Here is an 18,158-nt window from a genome sequence, read left to right as displayed (position 1 = left end):
GTAAGTCTGTATCTGTTAAAGACGACTGGCGACAAAAAGTAGCCGTTATTGAGCCTATTTATTCAGAAGATAAAGCAAGGCTTTCGGGCGTATCTCGTAAAGATTTATCCCAAGCAATCGCTCACTTTTACAACGGCGAAAAAATTGGTACTTTCAGAGAAGGTAACGATTTAATACCTATAATATCTCAAACACCAACAACTCGTTCAGCCACGCTAGACAACTTAAAAAGTATACAGGTTATAAGCTCGGTAACGGGTAAATCTGTTCCTATTTTACAAGTAACTGATGGGTTTGAGACCAAATGGCGCGACAGTAAAATAAAAGCGGAAGACCGTATATTTATGATCAAGGCGCAGTCTGATCCTATAGCTGGCGAACTTTCGAGTGAATTACTTGCCAGAATAAAACCACAAATCGAAAATATTGCATTGCCCTCTGGATATAATTTAACCTGGGGTGGTGAGTTTGGCGATTCGAGCGAATCAAATGGTGATTTAATGTCAACAATACCCCTTGGCTTTTTAGCTATGGTGCTTGTTGTAATTGTATCGTTTGGCAAAATTAAGCAGCCGTTAGTCATATGGTCTGTTGTACCATTGGCTTTAATTGGTGTTGTGTTTGGTTTAGTTGTGACCGGTGTACCACTAGAGTTTATGGGTATTTTAGGGTTGCTTTCGCTTTCAGGATTGTTAATCCAAAACGGTATAATTTTAGTCGACAGAATGGACACTGAAATAAAAGAAGGCAAACCTCGCTTTGATGCAATTGTTGACTCGGCGTCTAGCCGTGTAAGACCAGTATTATTAGGATCTTTCACTACTGCGCTAGGTGTTATCCCGCTATTTTTTGATGCATTTTTTCAGTCAATGGCTGTGGTTATAGTATTTGGTCTCAGTTTTGCCACACTACTCACATTACTTGTTGTACCGGTGCTTTATGCAACATTTTTGCAAGTTTCATCATACGAAACAGCAAATAGTTCGCAACTATAAATCTCAGGGCTCTTTGAGCCCCGAATTAATTAAGGTTTTTCTCAGTGAAACAATCACAAATTAAAAAGTTAATTTCTGGATCTATTATATCTACCACTCTGTTTATAAGTGCTTGTACAGGAATAAGTAAGAATGTAGTAAAAGAAGATATAAATGCTGACTTAGCGGGCTTAATTCAAGATGAGTCAATGAAACCTGCGTTAGTTTACATCAGGCCTGATGCGCCCACACTCGCAGATTATAAAAAGTTTATGTTTGATCCAATCAAAATCGATTATTCAGATCCAGATATAAAAAATATATCTACCGAGGATATCCAATCTTTGCAAAGTTATTTTTTATCAGCGATGACCACTGAACTGAATAATTCAGGCTATCAAGTTGTGACACAACCAGACAAAAACGTTTTAAGAATTTCGTTTACTTTATCTAACTTAAAAGCGCCGTCATCGCTAATGAATGCGACACTGTTAGTAGTACCAGGCGTAACACTCAGTGTCGGTGAAGTATCTATTGAGGGAGTTTTTAGAGACTCTATAAGCAGAAAAGTTAACGCCGTCGTGTACGAAGGTAGCCAAGGAAGTTACCTATTTAAAGATAAACCATGGAGTACATTTAGTGACATAGAGGCAGCGTTTGACCGCTGGGCTATTGGCTTTACTAAAGCAGTTAATTCAGCCCATAACGCTAAGTAACACGATAATGCGCTGACTTAAAACAAAGTCAGCGCAAATTTAATAATAAACGAATTACTAATATCTACAAAAAATGCCGCAACCAATGGTAATATTATAAACGCAACTGGTGCAGGCCCATGAGATTTTGTCACTGCCGTCATGTTTGCGATTGCCGTTGGTGTCGCTCCCAGTACAAACCCACCAAAACCTGCACTTAAAACTGCTGATTCATAATTTTTTCCCATTAAAGGAAAAACAATAAACAAAATAAATATCACCGCAGTTAACGTTTGAAATACTAAAATAAGCAGTAAATCACTCGCTAAATCTGCAATTACCCATAATTGCATACTCATTAACGACATAGTTAAAAACAGGCTAAGAGAAAAATCAGACACAATAGCCAAAGATTTTGTTCTTGCAGGCCACTTTAGCTTTGGTAATAAATAAGGAACCGTATTCGATAAAAACATCCCAACTATTAAGCAAGAAACAAATAAAGGTAACTTAACTCCAAAGCTGACCAAATATTCATTAATTATATAACCTGCAATAATGCAGATATGAATAACTAAAATAACGGCCATAAAATTTAAGTGAGAAAAATTTTCAGAATCAGATTTAGTGTATTCAATTCCTACCGATAAAGACGATGACTCACTGGATAATTTATATTTATTTATCAGATATTTAGCAATAGGTCCGCCAATTAAACTAGCAATAACTAAACCTAATGTGGCTGATGCTATACCAATCTCAAGCGCACTTTCGATCCCTCTTTCTGCAATTACGGGCGACCAAGCTATAGCTGTTCCATGTCCTCCAATAAGAGACGACGACCCTGCTAATATACCTATTTCTTTTGATATATTAAGGCTATAAGCACCAGCAACACCTACTACATTTTGTAATACAATAAATGTTAAGGTGAGGGTAAGTAATATAAATAAGGGTTTACCCCCTTTAACTAAGTCAGACACCCGAGCATTTAAGCCTATGGCTGTAAAGAAGTAAACTAACAACCTATCGCGGGTTGATAAATCAAAGTTTATTTCACTTTCTAAGAAAAAATACGCAAAAGTAATGGCTATCGCAGCGATCAAACCACCAGTCACCGGCTCAGGTATATTAAAATGCCTTAAAAAGGGAATTTTTTTTGTTAAATATATACCCACAAAAAAGATTAAAATAGCAATAGTGTAAGTTAAAAAACTATCTACATTAACAATATTCACTTTAAGTCCTTTGATTGTGCTTTTCTGATCTGGGAAATAGCTTCAATGAGAAATGCGGTATTTAGGCCCACTATTATTAACCCATTTACAGCTGTTAAACTGCCAAGCAGTCGCCATTGAGTTCCCAATACAACATCGCCGTAACCAAGCGTTGTAAAGGTAACAACCGAAAAGTAAAGTGCTGGCTCTAACTCACTAAACACCTCAAAAATTAAAAATATAGCAGCCCATAACCACGCACTTGCCGTTAAGCCTCCAACGAGCCAAATTACCATCGCCGTTACCACAAAAATCATTTTTAAGGTTTTAGAGTCCTTTAATAACCAGTCGCTAATATTGGCCAACACTTTAGATAAAACACCAATAAACATTGCTTGTATAAGCACCGTGCCACAGATAACAAACGTTCCTATAATTAGCTGTATGAGCATTTTAATCCCACTGTATAAATCTTAATATTTTAAATAACATTATACATAAAATTAACAACAAGGTAGGCACCTGTAATAACTATAATAAAGTATTTTCAATACCGTTATTTAACCGTTTATTACTGCTAATTACTGCTATTAACAACGTACTAAAACTCAGCCAAAACCTAAGCAAGACAATATTTAGCTAAATAAAAACAGAAATAAACACTTAAAACCAAAAGGAATGCAGTACACGCAAATATCACAAAACCGCTAAGTAATCATCGGGAAAGCAATAATAAAAAATGTTTGGCGTAAATCATCGATTTAAGAAAACTACAGACAGTTATGCCTGTACTTACTTTAACTCACCTGACTCATATTTCGTTAAATTTTCATTTAACTCGATAGATTAGGTTTAATCTGCAAAGTGCCATAAGCAGACATCGAGGTTTTTAATGTCTGAAGTCAAGATTTGATAATCATATAGAAAGCTCCTCGAGTTTTTCGATACAGTTGTGTTGTTCAAAACATAAACAGTATCACGAGGAGCTTAGTATGAAACTATATGGTGGAATTGACTTGCATTCAAATAATAGTGTTATTGCTATCATTAATGAACACGGTGAAACGCTTACCGCTAAGCGTTTAAATAATGACATGTCTGTCATTTTATCTTTTCTCAGTCCTTATAAAGACAACTTAAAAGGTCTTGTTGTTGAATCAACCTTTAATTGGTATTGGTTAGTCGATGCTTTAATGGATGAAGGGTTTAAACTTCACTTAGCAAACCCCGCGGCAATTCAACAGTATTCAGGCTTAAAATATTTAGACGACCATAGTGATGCACGCTGGTTAGCTGAAATGCTACGTCTAGATATACTGCCTGAAGGCTATATTTATCCTCGAGAGCTTAGGGCTGTTCGCGACTTAATGCGTAAACGAATGGACATTGTTCAACAGTCCACTAAAAACCTATTATCAGTGCAAAGTTGTTACATGCGACATCTTGGATATAAGCTCAGTAGCAACAAAATAAAACAAATGGTCGCTATCAGAAAAGGGGTTGATGCTGAGCAGGTACACGCAGACTTTAGCTCAATGAATACAGCACTGTCAGTCATTTCTAATCTCTCATTAATACGCTGTGCTCAACAGCAAATCAATGCAATAGAGAGCGCTATATTACAGCAAACATCGCTCTCCCCTGAGTTTATAAACCTAACCAGTATTGATGGGATTGGGAATACGTTAGCACTGACCATTATGTTAGAGACAGGCACGATTAAACGTTTTGATAGCCCAGGTAATTTCTCCTCCTATTGTCGCTGTGTTAAAGGAGCAAGGTACAGTAATGGAAAGAAAAAAGGCGCTACTAATCAGAAGAATGGTAATCGTTATTTAGCGTGGGCGTTTACTGAGGCCGCTAATTTTGCCATTCGGTACAACCCGACAATCAAAAAATATTATCAACGAAAACTGGCTAAAACGAACCAGGTTATCGCAATTAAAACGGTTGCGCATAAGCTCGCAAGAGCCTGTTATCACGTGCTTAAAGATAATGTCCCATTTGATGAACACAAGGCTTTTTCTTAACAACCATAAAACGGAATTAGGTTAACGTGTTGAGCTAGTAATGGGGTTGGTAAAACCACTAGATTTGATTGAGCCTGCACGTTAACCGCTCATATTTTAAATACTGGATATGCCCAATGTTTGAGCCACAAAGGGTTGGTTATGTTCAAGCATAAACCACAGGATTGTTACAGCGCAGTGTGTAAACACAGCCAGAAACTGGACTGATATTGGAACTAAACGATGACTGAGGCGAAAGCCAAGGGCATTAATTAATCATCAATAATGCTTAATTAAACTGCCTAAATTCATATGGGTGACTGGTGCATATTCACACCAATCGACGTCATTACTGGATGCGTAGCCATATTTAAATTGAGTTTAAAAATAACAACACTTGATTTTTGAATAAAAAATCAAGAAAACACAGCTGCCTGCTTGACCGGAACTTTCTAATGGGTGACCCCATTCACTTTTCCATTCACTTTTATGCCATTACAGCTTAAAGTACCGAAAACTGACGCAGGAATAACCTCACACTTTTCACCTGTACTCGTAACCTTAATAGCATCACCACATTGCGTTTCTTTTTTAATTAACGCAGATGCTTTATATTTTTTAGAACCACAAATTTTGACAGCTTTACGATGCCAATATGGAACTAATTGTTCAGGATCGCTGGCAGGTGCTATTACGGATAAACCATAACTTGTATTACTACCAGCAACTTCAGTTACCTGATATTCAATATCAATGTTTGCAAAGCTACTCCAGCTAGTAATTAAAGCTAGTAGAAATAGAGCAATAGTTAGCGATTTCATCATTGGCATATAACAATTTAATATCGACCCATTGGGTCGTTTTTCTACCGAGCCGCGGGTCATTTTTATCATTATACCAGTTCTATCACACTAACTAACTTGTTGCTACAGATAAACTTTTAATCAGTATAGAAATTATGAAAAGGGTAAAAACGACCAAATGGGTCGTTTCCTGAATATAGGAGAAACACATAGCAACTGGATATAAAATCAGTGTTGAAAAATAATTTTCTAATGACCGCTATTCGCTCCAAGCCGAACTTCGTTAAAGTGCCAATTGCGGACACTCATAATCATGGTCACTTGTTATGCGGCAGTACTTAAATGCTCAATATTCTGCTTACTAACTAAAGCCCAAAATGTATTACAAACATTATAAAAACGGTACAAAGGATATAGCAGTAACAATAAAAAAGTAATTAAATCACCAAAATCTCTATTATCGTAGTAAAGATCAGATGGATTCTTTAGTGTGGGTAAAGAATCTTCTATTTTATTTGCCTCAGTTTTCAATTCATCTTTAGATAAATTCACCACCGCTTTCTTTGAGTCGAAACGATAAATGAAATACTCATCAGACTCAGTTGAACCATATAGAGCCTTATTACTAATACCTACCAACACAATATTACTGAGGATTGCTTCACCGCCTTCTCGAGTAGGCCATAAATACCATTTATCAGAAATATCTATGGCTCCCATAGTGAGTCCATCATTTATAGGAAGCGACCAATAATCTGTTAGAGGAGGATCTACATCTCTAACGAACTCACAAACTAGAACATTAGCAATAAATGCCAGCAAAAAGTAAGGCGCTAACTTTAATGGGAACCAAAAAAGTTGGTTAACTGAAATATCAGTCTTTTTCTTTAACAGCATAATTAACCTAGCAATTAACATCAGTGCGAGCCCAATAATGCTTGCGAGTAAGAAATAAAGAATCCCTACTATGGTTAATTGAAAAAGAGGCCCCAAATTATACTCCTAGCCTAAATGCCACATAACGAGACCGTAGAATAACTCCAACAGCCAAATTCAATTAAAAAACGAGCTCTTGTAATTAACTCTAAGCTCTTTTAAAGCATTAGGTAATGCATTTGGAACTCATAAAACAGGCCGATTTTCTTTAAAAAGGGTAATTCTACAGCCTCAACGCCTGCCAGCACAGGCAAAAAATTGCGGAGCGTTTTTTTGTCCTGTGGCTGCTTTTGTTAGTTTTCTATTACTGATACCAACTTACCGTCTATTGAAAGGCTACCGTCTCGAATCAAAACGTCACCTGACCAAATTGAACCATAAAACCTATTATCAAAGTACAGTTCTTTCTTGTACTTACCTATAACTTCAAGCTCATGCTGATTTGATTTGGTTCCAAATATAATGGTATGTCTCAACGGCGACGGTGATGATTTACCAACCGTAGATATTGGCATTAAATCTGGAGCATAAGGTTCGATAATTTTAATTGTAAGCCCCGGATGAGTGACGTTATATTCAACCCAGTCATCGCTAATTCTTTTTCCAGTATCCGCACCAGTGACACCTAAAATACCAGCGCACCCAGTAATGAGTAATACAATACTGACAGTGACTAATTTACTTAAAGTGTTCATCTACTCTCCATTGAAAACTAACATTTTAATAGTGCGCTCATCGCGCATATTTCTGCCGACGCTACGTTCATTTTTCTACATTATATAGTTTTAACAAATTACCTAAGGTATTACTATCACTAAGTTTTCTAACTATTTTAGGTAAAGTTAAATTAACCAATATGCGCGCGTCGCTCATTTTCATGAATGGATGCGCAAAGCGCAGTTTGACCAATCAATTATCTACGATATTTAGCCAATCTCAACGGCAGTTTCTCGCTCTAAGCTGACTAATAGCTACATGTAATTTGCAGCTCAATACTTTAAATAAGTCGAGGGTCAAGTCTTGACTTCAGACACTTAGACTTTTGACTAACTATTTCTCGCTCATCACAAAGCCAATGAGGGTCAAACCTTGACTTCAGACATTAAGAATTTTGACTAACTATTTCTCTCATAGCAGCCCTTGATAACCATTCTAACATGATCAAATTTTAAAGCTTTGCCTTAAAATAGGCCCCCCTGTCGATGGAACCTATCGCTTATTCAAAGCACTTAATTTAGTGAACCTGAACCGCCCCACCACAACGCTTATTTACTTTTATGTCGGTTCAACTGCTAATAATGTCGATTCAGATAGCTATTAATGATGCAGGTTATAAAACTCGCTAAATTTCTTACCAACAAAACGCCAAATACCTATTTTGATAAGGAATACAGTCATGAACATTATTACAAAGACAGTTTTAGCACTAAGTTTAGCAGGCCACTTTAGCGCGCATGCCATTGACTTGAGAGTCGATAACATTCGTTTATACCAAAGTAATTCGCAAAGCTTTTCTGCGCCGAGTTCGCTTTATATTGATGACGGTAAAATTGTAAACATTACTAAAGCGACCGACCCACTACAAAACGCCGACAATACTATTAATGCCAACAACCAATATGCAATACCCGGTTTAATTGATTTACATGTACATTTGGGCTCATCGGGCAGTAACTTTTCTGAGTTTCAGTATTTGCCGGTTAAATCGCACTTTAATTCTAATTTGTATTTAGGTGTAACTAACATTGTTGATTTGTTTTCGTTTGAACAAACTCTAAACGAGGCCGCGCAATTAAAAGCAGTCCAACTAACCCCTAACCTTTTCTATGCAGGTACATTGTTTACTAATCCTGGCGGACATGGCACGCAGTTTGGTGGCCAAGCTTATGAAATTGCAAAAGATGAAGACATAGAAGCGCTATGGCAAAAACATATAAGCACTAATCCACATGTAACTAAAGCGGTTATAGAAACGTTTGGCGGTGCGGGTAAATCGTTAACTAATAGCCAATTAAGCGAGTTAGGTAAGCGCTCTAAAGCCGCTAATTTACCGTATTTTGTGCATGTTTCTACACTAAATGACGGGAAGCGCGCTATTAAGGCCGGTGCAACTGCTTTAGCGCACGGTATTAATAGCGAAGCAGTTGACGATGAGTTTATTACGCTTATGAAAAAGCATAACGTAACCTACATTCCTACTCTTGCGGTGTACCACAACCATAGCGATGAAAAGCATAACCATACTATTAGCTCACAAAGCGAGTTGCTAAAAACCATTCCCGAAAAGCTTCAAGGGTGTTTGTTTGAAAACGTGCCTGCACCTTCAAAATGGAAAGAGCACGCGTGGGATGAGCGTAAAACCGCTTATGCAAATATACAAAAACTAAATAAAGCTAATGTCACTATTGGCACAGGCTCTGATGCCGGAAACCCATACACGCTGCACGGCACTGGGTTACACAACGAGTTAGATGCACTTAAAAAAGCGGGTCTTACTAATGGTGAAATAATTAATGCGGCAACGGTTAACGGTGCAAAGGCTATTAATAAAGCTAATAGCGTTGGCAAGCTTACTAAAGGCTTTGAGGCAAGCTTTGTACTGCTTAAGCAAAACCCGCTTGATGATATAAGCCATATTCACACTATCTCAGATGTTTACAAATCAGGTACGAAAGTAGACCGCCCAGCGCTTATTGCTCAAAACAAAGCCATAAAGCCACAAGGCCCCGCTTGTAATGAAATAATAACAAGTAGCCAAGCGCAGCATGTTATTGATGATTTTACCGGTGAAACACCATGGCAAGCCTTAAGCGACTCGGTAATGGGTGGGCAGTCTGTTGCAGTGCTTACCACAAATAAAAACAGCGTAACTATTGATACAACCATTACAAAGCCTACCAGCTTTGGCGCGTGGGCAGGCGCTGAAATAAAATTTACATCGCCGGTTGATGCCTCAGCATTTAAAGGTATTCGATTAACCTATAAAGGTTCAAGCACGCCTTTTGCTATGTCTGTTTATCATAGTGATGTAAAAGATTGGGATCACTTTAGTGTACTTTTAAAGCCGCGCGATGAGTGGACAACGCTTGATATTCCTTTCACTACACTTAAACAATTTGGCTTTGGTAGCCCGGTTACCTGGTCGGCCACTGAATTAACTGGGGTTAATTTAATGTGGCGTAAAATGCCAGGCGCAAGCAATGAGTCATTAAAAAATACACTACAAATCAAGGAGCTAACTTACTTTTAAATAAGTTACAGTCAAAACACAAAGTATTTGGGTTTTGACTGTTTTTTGTTATGGTTTAATCACTTACAAAAAGAAGCACTTATTATGCTCAAACATCCTTTTTATAAATACAGCTTTTTTATTTTACTTATTGTAGATATTGCTTATGCCCTTGGGCTAATAATTGCTAACTCTGCGCCCTTTACTACGGGAAGTGCACTTGCTGCCACCGTGTGGTTTGTTACTTTTTACTGGGTGCCGGTATGGAGTGCGGCCGCGGTTATTTTTTACCTGCGCAATAAACACATTCATAAAATAGCATTTGAATGGTTAATTGCCGTTGTGTTTATGGCACTTGGTAATGTGCTTACCGATATAGTCCTCACACTGCTTTTTGATGGGCATAAATCCATGGGGGTATTTGTTGTATTTAACGGCTTACTTTGGGGCTCGTGTATTTACTTTACCAGTATTTTTATTGAAAACAAAAAACGCGCAACAGCCGAAAAACACGCTCTTAAACAAGCCCAACTTGCTACATTGCGCTACCAGTTAAACCCACATTTTATGTTTAATAGCTTAAACACAATTTCGGCATATATTCATACAAACCCCGATTTAGCCGATGAAGTACTGCATGAACTTGCTGATATTTTAAGGTACTCGCTTGATACTGCCGAGCAACAGCAAATACCTTTACAGCAAGAGCTTACAATAATAGAAAAGTACCTAAATATTGAAAAAGCACGCTTTGGCGATAAACTTCAGGTTAATTACCACATTCCTAATACGCTTAAAAATATATCGCTACCACCGCTACTTATTCAGCCCATAATTGAAAATGCCATTAAACATAACGCCAAACAAACGTCGTTAATACTTAATATAACACTCAGTGAGCTGCCTAAAGGCGTTAAAATACAAATTAGCGATAATGGTAAAGGGTTTTCGAGCGATATTATAAAACACGGGCATGGCAGTGGTATAGGGATGAAAAACATACTAAAACGCGTTAAACAACTTGGCAAAAGTAAGGTATTACTCAGCAACAATAATGGTGCAGTGGTTACGTTGGAGCTTACACTATGAACAGTAAAAACCAGCCAAATACAGTATCTAAAATGCGCGTATTATTTGCCGATGATGAGCTTCCCGCTCGCGAAAAATTAAGCCATCAATTAAGTTTAATGGAGCATGTTGATGTAGTGGGTATGGCCACAAATGGCAAAGAGGCCATTACCTTAATAAATGAGCTAACTCCTGATGTGGTATTACTTGATATACAAATGCCTGAAATTAATGGTTTAGAGCTTATTGATTTACTTAACTACCAGCCCATTATTATTTACACAACCGCGTATGACCAATTTGCGATTGAAGCATTCGAGAACGCCTCAACAGATTACTTACTTAAACCTTTTCCTATTGCTCGATTAAAAAAAGCACTCGCTAAAGCGCAGCAGCTACTTGAGCAACAGCGTGCCCACTGCCAAGTTAACAGCCCAGAACACGAGCAAACCTTTGCATTAACCGAAAACACATTAAATAAGCTAATTAGTAAAAACGGTGAGCGTATATTTTTACTCTCCCCAGGTGACATTAAATTTATTAAATCAGAGCAAGGTAATAGTTTGGCGTGGAATGGCGACACATTTCATCATTTAAGCGATACACTCGATCAGCTTGAACATGCCTTAGTAACAAAAAACTTTGTACGAATTCATCGAAGTTATTTGGTTAACGTTGACCACATAAAAGAAATACAGCGCTGGTTTAACGGCAAATTGATGGTGATTGTAAACGACGATATAAAATCAGAGCTTAGCACCAGCAGAGCCGGTGCCGATAAACTAAAACAATTACTACACATTTAACTTATCTAAAAATGTGTTACTGATCATTGCTTGAATACACACTTAAAATAGGAAACTTATGTTCCGCAAACGAAACGGTAACTGACTGCGTTTCGTTACCTTTAAAACTGAGTGTAAACGCCAATGGAGCTAATCGCGTACCATCTGCAAATAAAGCGAGTAAGTGATCTTCGTTAAGCTCTTTATTTCCCGATGATACATTAGTTAATGTTATAACAGCCCAACGTTCGCCTTCGTTATTGCTCATTAATATGTAATTTAACACCTCAAAGTCGCCTTTTTTTGGTGTGATATTAGCATCGTTTGGAAATGCTAAATGCAAGCTATTGGGTATTGCTCTGTCTACGTTTATTACTTTTTCACTATTTGCCAATGCCGAAAACGAAAGCATAACCAACATTAAAATCCATACTTTAAACATATTTATAACCTCCTTTGAGAGCTCTCATTGACGTTTGTATAATCTACATGGTTAAACATACTCTCAGCATTTACCTATTATGTAAACATAGATAGCAAAATGCAGTAATAAATCACTAAGCACTCATTCAGTGAAGCTTGTGTAAGCTAAGTTTTAATTTCACGTAGCAAATATGGCAATTAAACGGAGTAAATTACATGGCAACCACATTTAACAGTTCAGACACGATTGAAAATTCGCAATCGGCTTTATTAAACCCAGAGCACAGCATTCAGGTAAAAGGCGCACGGGTTCATAACTTAAAAAATGTGGATGTAAACTTGCCCCGTAATTCACTTGTTGTTTTTACCGGTATATCGGGCTCGGGTAAATCATCGCTCGCCTTTGGAACATTATTTGCCGAATCGCAGCATCGTTATCTTGATTCGGTATCCCCTTATGCACGCAGATTAATCGTTCAGGTAGACGAACCTGATGTAGATTCTATTGAAGGACTGCCACCAGCAATAGCAATGCAACAACAGCGTGGTGCACCCTCTGTACGCTCATCGGTGGGCAGTGTAACCACTATTTCTAACGCGCTGCGAATGCTTTACTCACGCGCAGGCGAATACCCCAAAGGACAAGGTATACTGTACGCCGATGCGTTTTCGCCCAATACGCCACAAGGCGCCTGCCCAGAGTGCCACGGTATTGGCCGTGTATTTAACGTAACCGAAGAGCTGCTAGTACCCGATCCCACTAAATCAATTAAAGAGCGCGCTATTGCAGCATGGCCGCCGGCTTGGCAAGGTAAAAACTTAAGCCGAATACTGACCTCGTTAGGTTACGATATTGATAAACCTTGGAGTACTCTGCCTAAAAAAGCCCGTGATTGGATTTTATTTACCGACGAAACACCCACAGTGCCCGTGTTTCCTGAGTACACACTTGAGCAAACACAAGCGGCAATTAAGAATGAAGAAAGCCCTAGCTACATGGGTACATTTATAAGTGCTAAACGCTTTGTTTTACAATCGTTTGCGAGCACTCAAAGCCCACGTACTAAAAAGCGCGTATCGCAGTATATGCAAATATCACAGTGCCCGCAGTGCGAAGGTAAAAAGCTTAAAAAAGAGTCTTTATCGGTTAAAGTAGCGGGCCTTGATATAGGCGAAATTTCGCAATTAACACTCAATGAGCTGGCAAATAAATTAAGGTTTGCCGCTAATAACTCCGCTAAAAGTAACGCTGCAAATCCCGAAAAAGCCATAGTCGCAAAGCGTATAGCAGTCGACATCCTTAAACGCGTTGAAGCACTCACCAAACTTGGTTTAGGGTATTTATCGCTTGAACGCACCACCCCATCGTTATCGCCAGGGGAGTTACAACGTTTGCGACTAGCAACGCAAATTCGTTCAAAATTATTTGGCGTAGTGTATGTGTTAGATGAGCCTTCGGCAGGTTTACACCCTGCCGATACTCAAGCTTTATTAGCCGCACTAAATGAGCTAATAGCCGCTGGTAACTCAGTGTTTGTGGTTGAGCACGATACAAGTGTTATTCGCCATGCCGATTGGGTAGTTGATGTAGGGCCTAATGCGGGCTCCCGTGGCGGTAATATTGTTTACAGCGGCCCTGTTGAGGGCTTAAAGCAAATTAGCAACTCACACACTAGCCAGTACTTATTTAAAAATAACGAATCTTTGCAAGCTCACATACAAAGTAAACAACGCCCTGCAAAAGCATGGCTTACAATTAAAAATGTTGAGCGTAATAACTTACAAAAACTTAATGTAGAATTTCCGCTTGGGGTTATTACAAGTGTTACAGGGGTATCTGGCTCAGGTAAATCAAGCTTAGTAAGCCAAGCGCTTGTTGACTTGGTTTATGATGCACTAGGGCAAAAATTGCAGCCACAAATACCTACAGATGAAGCCGAGCTACTCGAGCAAGAGCTCGATATAACCACCGGCGGGCAAATAACTGGGGGCATTGAGCACATAAAACGCCTAATAACGGTTGATCAAAAAGCCATTGGCCGCACACCTCGCTCAAACCTTGCAACTTACACTGGTTTGTTCGATCACGTACGTAAACTGTTTGCCAATACCAAAGAGGCAAAAGCACGTAAGTACGATGCCGGTCGTTTTTCGTTTAATGTCAAAAAAGGTCGCTGTGAAAATTGCGAAGGCGTAGGCTTTGTAAGCGTGGAGCTGTTATTTTTACCTAGCGTGTATTCGCCTTGCCCTGTGTGTAACGCCAAGCGCTATAACCAAAAAACACTCGACATTACCTATAAAGATAAAACCATTGCCGACGTACTTAATTTAACGGTGGAGTCTGCGCATACATTTTTTGCCGATGAACCCGCTATCTTACGTGCGCTAAATGCGCTGCTACAAGTGGGCCTTGGCTATTTACGTTTAGGCCAACCTGCTACTGAGCTTTCGGGCGGTGAAGCCCAGCGCATTAAACTTGCCACTGAACTACAGCGTACTCAGCGCGGCGATACGCTTTATATTTTAGATGAACCAACCACAGGCCTGCACCCCAAAGATGTAGCCATGCTAATGGCGCAGTTAAATGGCTTAGTTGATGCGGGCAACACCGTCATTATGGTTGAGCACGATATGCAAGTAGCCAGTAACAGTGATTGGGTTATTGATATTGGCCCAGGAGCCGGGGACGAAGGCGGGGTAATAGTTGCACAAGGTAAACCTGAAAAGGTCGCTGAGTCACAAAAAAGTAAAACGGCGCCATTTTTAAAAGCGCAGTTAAATCACGCAGGTTCTAATTAAAAACTAATAGTCGTTATGCGCAAAATAATAAAGAGCCAAGTGCTCTTTATTATTAATCTAAGGCTAACCAAACACCTACAAGCATCATTAAACTGCCTGCAATTCGGTTCATCCATTTAATATTATCACCTCGTGCTAAAAACAAGCGCAGGCTTTTACCGCCTGTTGCGTAAGCTAACATACTAACAAATTCGGTTATCATAATTACGCTAAGTAAAATCAATAATTGTGGCGCAACGGCCTGGTCAACATTAATAAACGGCGGGAGTAACGAGATCATAAACGCCCAGCCTTTTGGGTTAGCAACAGCGGTAATAAACCCTTGCGTAAAAAGCGACTGGCGACTTACGTCACTTGGTTTTGAAGTATCAACCGACATTTTTCCTTTGGCGCGCCACATATTTACGCCAATATAAATTAAATACCCGCCGCCTACCCATTTTAAAATAGCAAAGGCCTCTGGGTAATTTAGCATTACACTTGCAACACCGAGTACCGCAGCAACGGCAACACTCGCCACCCCTAATAGCTCACCTATCATCATCCATAAGGTTCGGCGCACACCTATGCTCATGCCGAGTGTCATGGCAAGCGTCATACACATACCAGGCGTAATAGACACAAAAAAGAACGTTGGAATAAAAACCGCAAGCGCTGCTACATCAATCATTAATTTACTCTCGTATTAAAAACAAAAACGCGGCTATAAGTAGCCGCGTTGTTGCTTACTTATGTTTATTACTATTGCCCAGTACTTGCCACTGGTTCAGTAATTACTTCTACTGGCTCTGCTGTATCATTTAACAAATATTTATCTAGCCACTGCTCTTGCTCCCACAGTACGTGTAATAAGCTTTTACGTGCGCGGTAACCATGCGCTTCGTAAGGAAGCATAACTAAACGAGCGTCTTTACCTAAGCCTTTAAGCGCTGCGTACATGCGCTCACTTTGCATTGGAAAAGTGCCTGAATTAGGATCCTCTTTACCGTGTATCATGAGCATTGGCTCATTGATTTTTTCAGCGTGAAAAAAAGGCGACATATTAGCGTATACACTTTGCGCTTGCCAAAAATCACGTTCTTCGCCCTGAAAACCAAACGGCGTTAACGTACGGTTGTAAGCACCACTGCGGGCAATACCGGTTTTAAATAAATCACTATGCGCTAATAAGTTAGCAACCATAAATGCACCGTATGAATGCCCTGCTATGGCTATTTTATTTTTATCAGCAATCCCTTTATTAACTAACACATCTACCGCAGCTTGCGCGCTTGCTACAAGTTGTGTTCTAAAGTTATCGTTTGGCTCGCTGCCATCAATACCAACAATGGGCATTTTAGGGTCGTCAAACACGGCAATACCTTTGGCAAGGTACGGCATTGGGCCCCAGTAGCCAATGTAAGTAAACTCGTAAGGCGACTCGCGAACCTGAGATGCTACAGCTTTGTCTTTGTATTCAAGCGGGTAAGCCCACATAAGCACAGGTAAAGTACCTTGTGTTTTGTCATACCCTGGTGGTAAATATAACGTGCCCGAAAGCTCAACACCGTCGTCGCGCTTATAACGCACTTGCTCTTTAGTTACGCCTTTAAATGCAGGGTATGGGTGTTCAAATTGCGTTAGTTGGGTGAGCGAATCGTTATCTAAATCACGAATAAAAAAGTTAGGCTGCTCAGTTTTAGACTCACGGATAGTAATAAAGCGCTCGCCTTCGTCATCAAGTAGAGCTCGTACGCGCTCGTAATAAGGCGCTTCTGATTGCCATAAACGCTTGCTGCTATTTGTTTTTACATCGTACCTGTCTAAAAAAGGAATATTACCTTGCTCTGACGCGCCATTGCCGCGCAGATAAATATAACGCCCACCAACGACTTTAATTACATTAGCGCCTAAATCGTTACGCTCGTAAATAGCATTACCGGGATCTTTATAAGCATCGTTATAACTACGCTCTGAAAACAGCACACGGTTACTATCGGCATTACGTGGTTGAATAACATACGTACGTAATTGACGGTCGCTAAAGCGCCAATCGCTTAGCATAGCAATGTCGTTGTTAGCCCACTCCATACCCGCATAACGACGCTCTACTTTTGCAAGTAACTTTGGCTCGCGTTTAAATGGCGCACGTAAGCTGTAAATGTAATCGTGGTGCGGTACATCAGTTTTCATGTCGCCGCCATCTTGCGCTTCAGCCCAAATAACTTCAGCACCCTGATCTGCTCGCCATTCAAAATTACGTCTTCCTGTACGAACGCTGTCGTAGCCTTGTGGAATGTTATCGGCAAGTGATTGCTTAGCAAGCTCTGCTAATGCAAAACCGCGCATACCCCATATTTGCCATGTTGTTGCAAAACGGCTGTAAGGGACTTGATACGAAAACGGTTCATTTATTCCCGCCACTAAAATATTGGTTGAGTCAGGCGATACCGAAAACGATTTAAATAACGCTGGGCTACCAATAGCTTGGGCTTTGCCATCAAGGGTAATGTAAGCCAACTGGCCTTGGCCAAAAAACTTAAATTGTGCTTCGTCAAACGGGCTCGTTAATAAATTTTGATACGTGCGTGCCGGGGCTTTTTCGCCAGTGCTTTGCTGAATAACTGGCACTACATTTTGACTATTGTTTTCAAGCCGTGGTTTACCCACATTTACAGCTAGGTTTGCAATAATGGCCGTGCTGTCTGGTAACCATTGATATGGCGATGCCGTTAAAACCGAGTTTAACGCTGCACTTGAAAGCATTTTTGCTTGTTTGCTTTCAACACTATAAAGCCACAAATTTGCTTCGTTTGTTTGTTCAACAATAAACGCTAGGTATTTGCTATTTGAAGACCACTTAGGCGAACGAATAATACCATTAGGTAAGTTATTAATATTAATAACGGTACCACTTTGCACATGCTTAAGTTCTACTGCACTAAAATTTGCGCGAACGCGTGTGCGTGAAAAGTTAGCCGGGTTTAGTTTAATACCCGCAAGTTTTAACTCTTCAATTGCAAGCTCATCAAGCGATACAACACGCCTGCGTTCAAATAACGCAAGCCACTGACCATCACTTGATAAGTAACTTGTGGGCGCCAATTTAGCATCTACCACTGCCGCCAAATCAGGTGATGGAGTTTGGTAGCCCTGCTCTGCATGACTAAATGGCAGTAATACAACACAACAAATAAAGGCAACTAACAGCCTAAAAGCGTTCATGTTTTTATCCTTTTGT

At 39.6% G+C, this 18,158-nt stretch carries 15 protein-coding genes; 7 read left to right on the top strand and 8 right to left on the bottom strand.

Annotated features, from left to right (window positions below):
- Together ATS71_RS01285 and ATS71_RS01280 are read left to right on the top strand one after the other, a co-directional pair.
- On the top strand, positions 1–995 hold a 995-nt coding region (locus ATS71_RS01285), incomplete at its 5' end, for an efflux RND transporter permease subunit (RefSeq protein WP_160327098.1).
- Between the two features lie 44 nt (positions 996–1,039).
- Positions 1,040–1,690, top strand: coding sequence for a DUF3313 family protein (locus ATS71_RS01280; protein ID WP_058403186.1), 651 nt, complete (start codon positions 1,040–1,042; stop codon positions 1,688–1,690).
- A gap of 17 nt (positions 1,691–1,707) precedes the next feature.
- Here the strand turns inward: ATS71_RS01280 and gltS are convergent, their stop codons facing one another.
- Together gltS and ATS71_RS01270 are read right to left on the bottom strand one after the other, a co-directional pair.
- On the bottom strand, positions 1,708–2,907 hold the full coding sequence (gltS, locus tag ATS71_RS01275; RefSeq protein ID WP_058403185.1) for a sodium/glutamate symporter: 1,200 nt from the start codon (positions 2,905–2,907) through the stop codon (positions 1,708–1,710).
- A complete protein-coding gene (locus ATS71_RS01270; protein ID WP_058403184.1) occupies positions 2,904–3,338 on the bottom strand; it encodes a potassium channel family protein in 435 nt (144 codons plus the stop codon). The genes gltS and ATS71_RS01270 overlap by 4 nt, the downstream gene beginning before the upstream one ends.
- A 540-nt stretch (positions 3,339–3,878) precedes the next feature.
- On the opposite strand from ATS71_RS01270, the gene ATS71_RS01265 reads away from it, so the two are divergent.
- Positions 3,879–4,916, top strand: coding sequence for an IS110 family transposase (locus ATS71_RS01265; protein WP_058403183.1), 1,038 nt, complete (start codon positions 3,879–3,881; stop codon positions 4,914–4,916).
- Positions 4,917–5,347: 431 nt separating this feature from the next.
- Here the strand turns inward: ATS71_RS01265 and ATS71_RS01260 are convergent, their stop codons facing one another.
- The 3 genes from ATS71_RS01260 to ATS71_RS01250 form a co-directional block, all read right to left on the bottom strand.
- Positions 5,348–5,788, bottom strand: coding sequence for a hypothetical protein (locus ATS71_RS01260; RefSeq protein WP_058403182.1), 441 nt, complete (start codon positions 5,786–5,788; stop codon positions 5,348–5,350).
- A 234-nt stretch (positions 5,789–6,022) separates the two neighbouring features.
- Positions 6,023–6,691, bottom strand: a complete 669-nt coding sequence (locus tag ATS71_RS01255; protein WP_058403181.1) for a hypothetical protein — start codon at positions 6,689–6,691, stop codon at positions 6,023–6,025.
- A gap of 236 nt (positions 6,692–6,927) precedes the next feature.
- Entirely contained in the window at positions 6,928–7,329 is a 402-nt protein-coding gene (locus ATS71_RS01250; RefSeq protein WP_058403180.1) for a hypothetical protein, read from the bottom strand.
- Positions 7,330–8,030: 701 nt separating this feature from the next.
- Between ATS71_RS01250 and ATS71_RS01245 the strand changes: the two genes are divergently transcribed.
- From ATS71_RS01245 to ATS71_RS01235, 3 genes are read left to right on the top strand one after another with little or no spacing between them, the layout of a single operon-like run.
- Complete coding sequence (locus ATS71_RS01245; RefSeq protein WP_058403179.1) at positions 8,031–9,884, top strand: CIA30 family protein; 1,854 nt, start codon at positions 8,031–8,033, stop codon at positions 9,882–9,884.
- Between the two features lie 27 nt (positions 9,885–9,911).
- Complete coding sequence (locus ATS71_RS01240) at positions 9,912–10,952, top strand: sensor histidine kinase (RefSeq protein ID WP_058403178.1); 1,041 nt, start codon at positions 9,912–9,914, stop codon at positions 10,950–10,952.
- On the top strand, positions 10,949–11,737 hold the full coding sequence (locus ATS71_RS01235) for a LytR/AlgR family response regulator transcription factor (protein ID WP_058403177.1): 789 nt from the start codon (positions 10,949–10,951) through the stop codon (positions 11,735–11,737). Before ATS71_RS01240 ends, ATS71_RS01235 begins: the two co-directional genes overlap by 4 nt.
- A 16-nt stretch (positions 11,738–11,753) precedes the next feature.
- Here ATS71_RS01235 and ATS71_RS01230 read toward each other — a convergent pair whose 3' ends face one another.
- On the bottom strand, positions 11,754–12,158 hold the full coding sequence (locus tag ATS71_RS01230) for a hypothetical protein (RefSeq protein WP_058403176.1): 405 nt from the start codon (positions 12,156–12,158) through the stop codon (positions 11,754–11,756).
- A 197-nt stretch (positions 12,159–12,355) separates the two neighbouring features.
- On the opposite strand from ATS71_RS01230, the gene uvrA reads away from it, so the two are divergent.
- A complete protein-coding gene (gene uvrA / locus ATS71_RS01225; RefSeq protein WP_058403175.1) occupies positions 12,356–14,938 on the top strand; it encodes an excinuclease ABC subunit UvrA in 2,583 nt (860 codons plus the stop codon).
- 52 nt (positions 14,939–14,990) lie between these two features.
- On the opposite strand, the gene ATS71_RS01220 is transcribed toward uvrA, so the two are convergent.
- Positions 14,991–15,608 (bottom strand): LysE family translocator, encoded by a 618-nt coding sequence (locus ATS71_RS01220; RefSeq protein ID WP_058403174.1) that lies wholly within the window; start codon positions 15,606–15,608, stop codon positions 14,991–14,993.
- A gap of 71 nt (positions 15,609–15,679) precedes the next feature.
- Positions 15,680–18,142, bottom strand: a complete 2,463-nt coding sequence (locus ATS71_RS01215) for an alpha/beta hydrolase family protein (protein ID WP_058403173.1) — start codon at positions 18,140–18,142, stop codon at positions 15,680–15,682.
- Positions 18,143–18,158 lie beyond the last annotated feature (16 nt).

It is taken from the genome of Pseudoalteromonas sp. H71, assembly GCF_001468485.1.
Lineage (GTDB): Bacteria > Pseudomonadota > Gammaproteobacteria > Enterobacterales > Alteromonadaceae > Pseudoalteromonas.
This window is presented reverse-complemented; position numbering and strand designations above follow the sequence as displayed.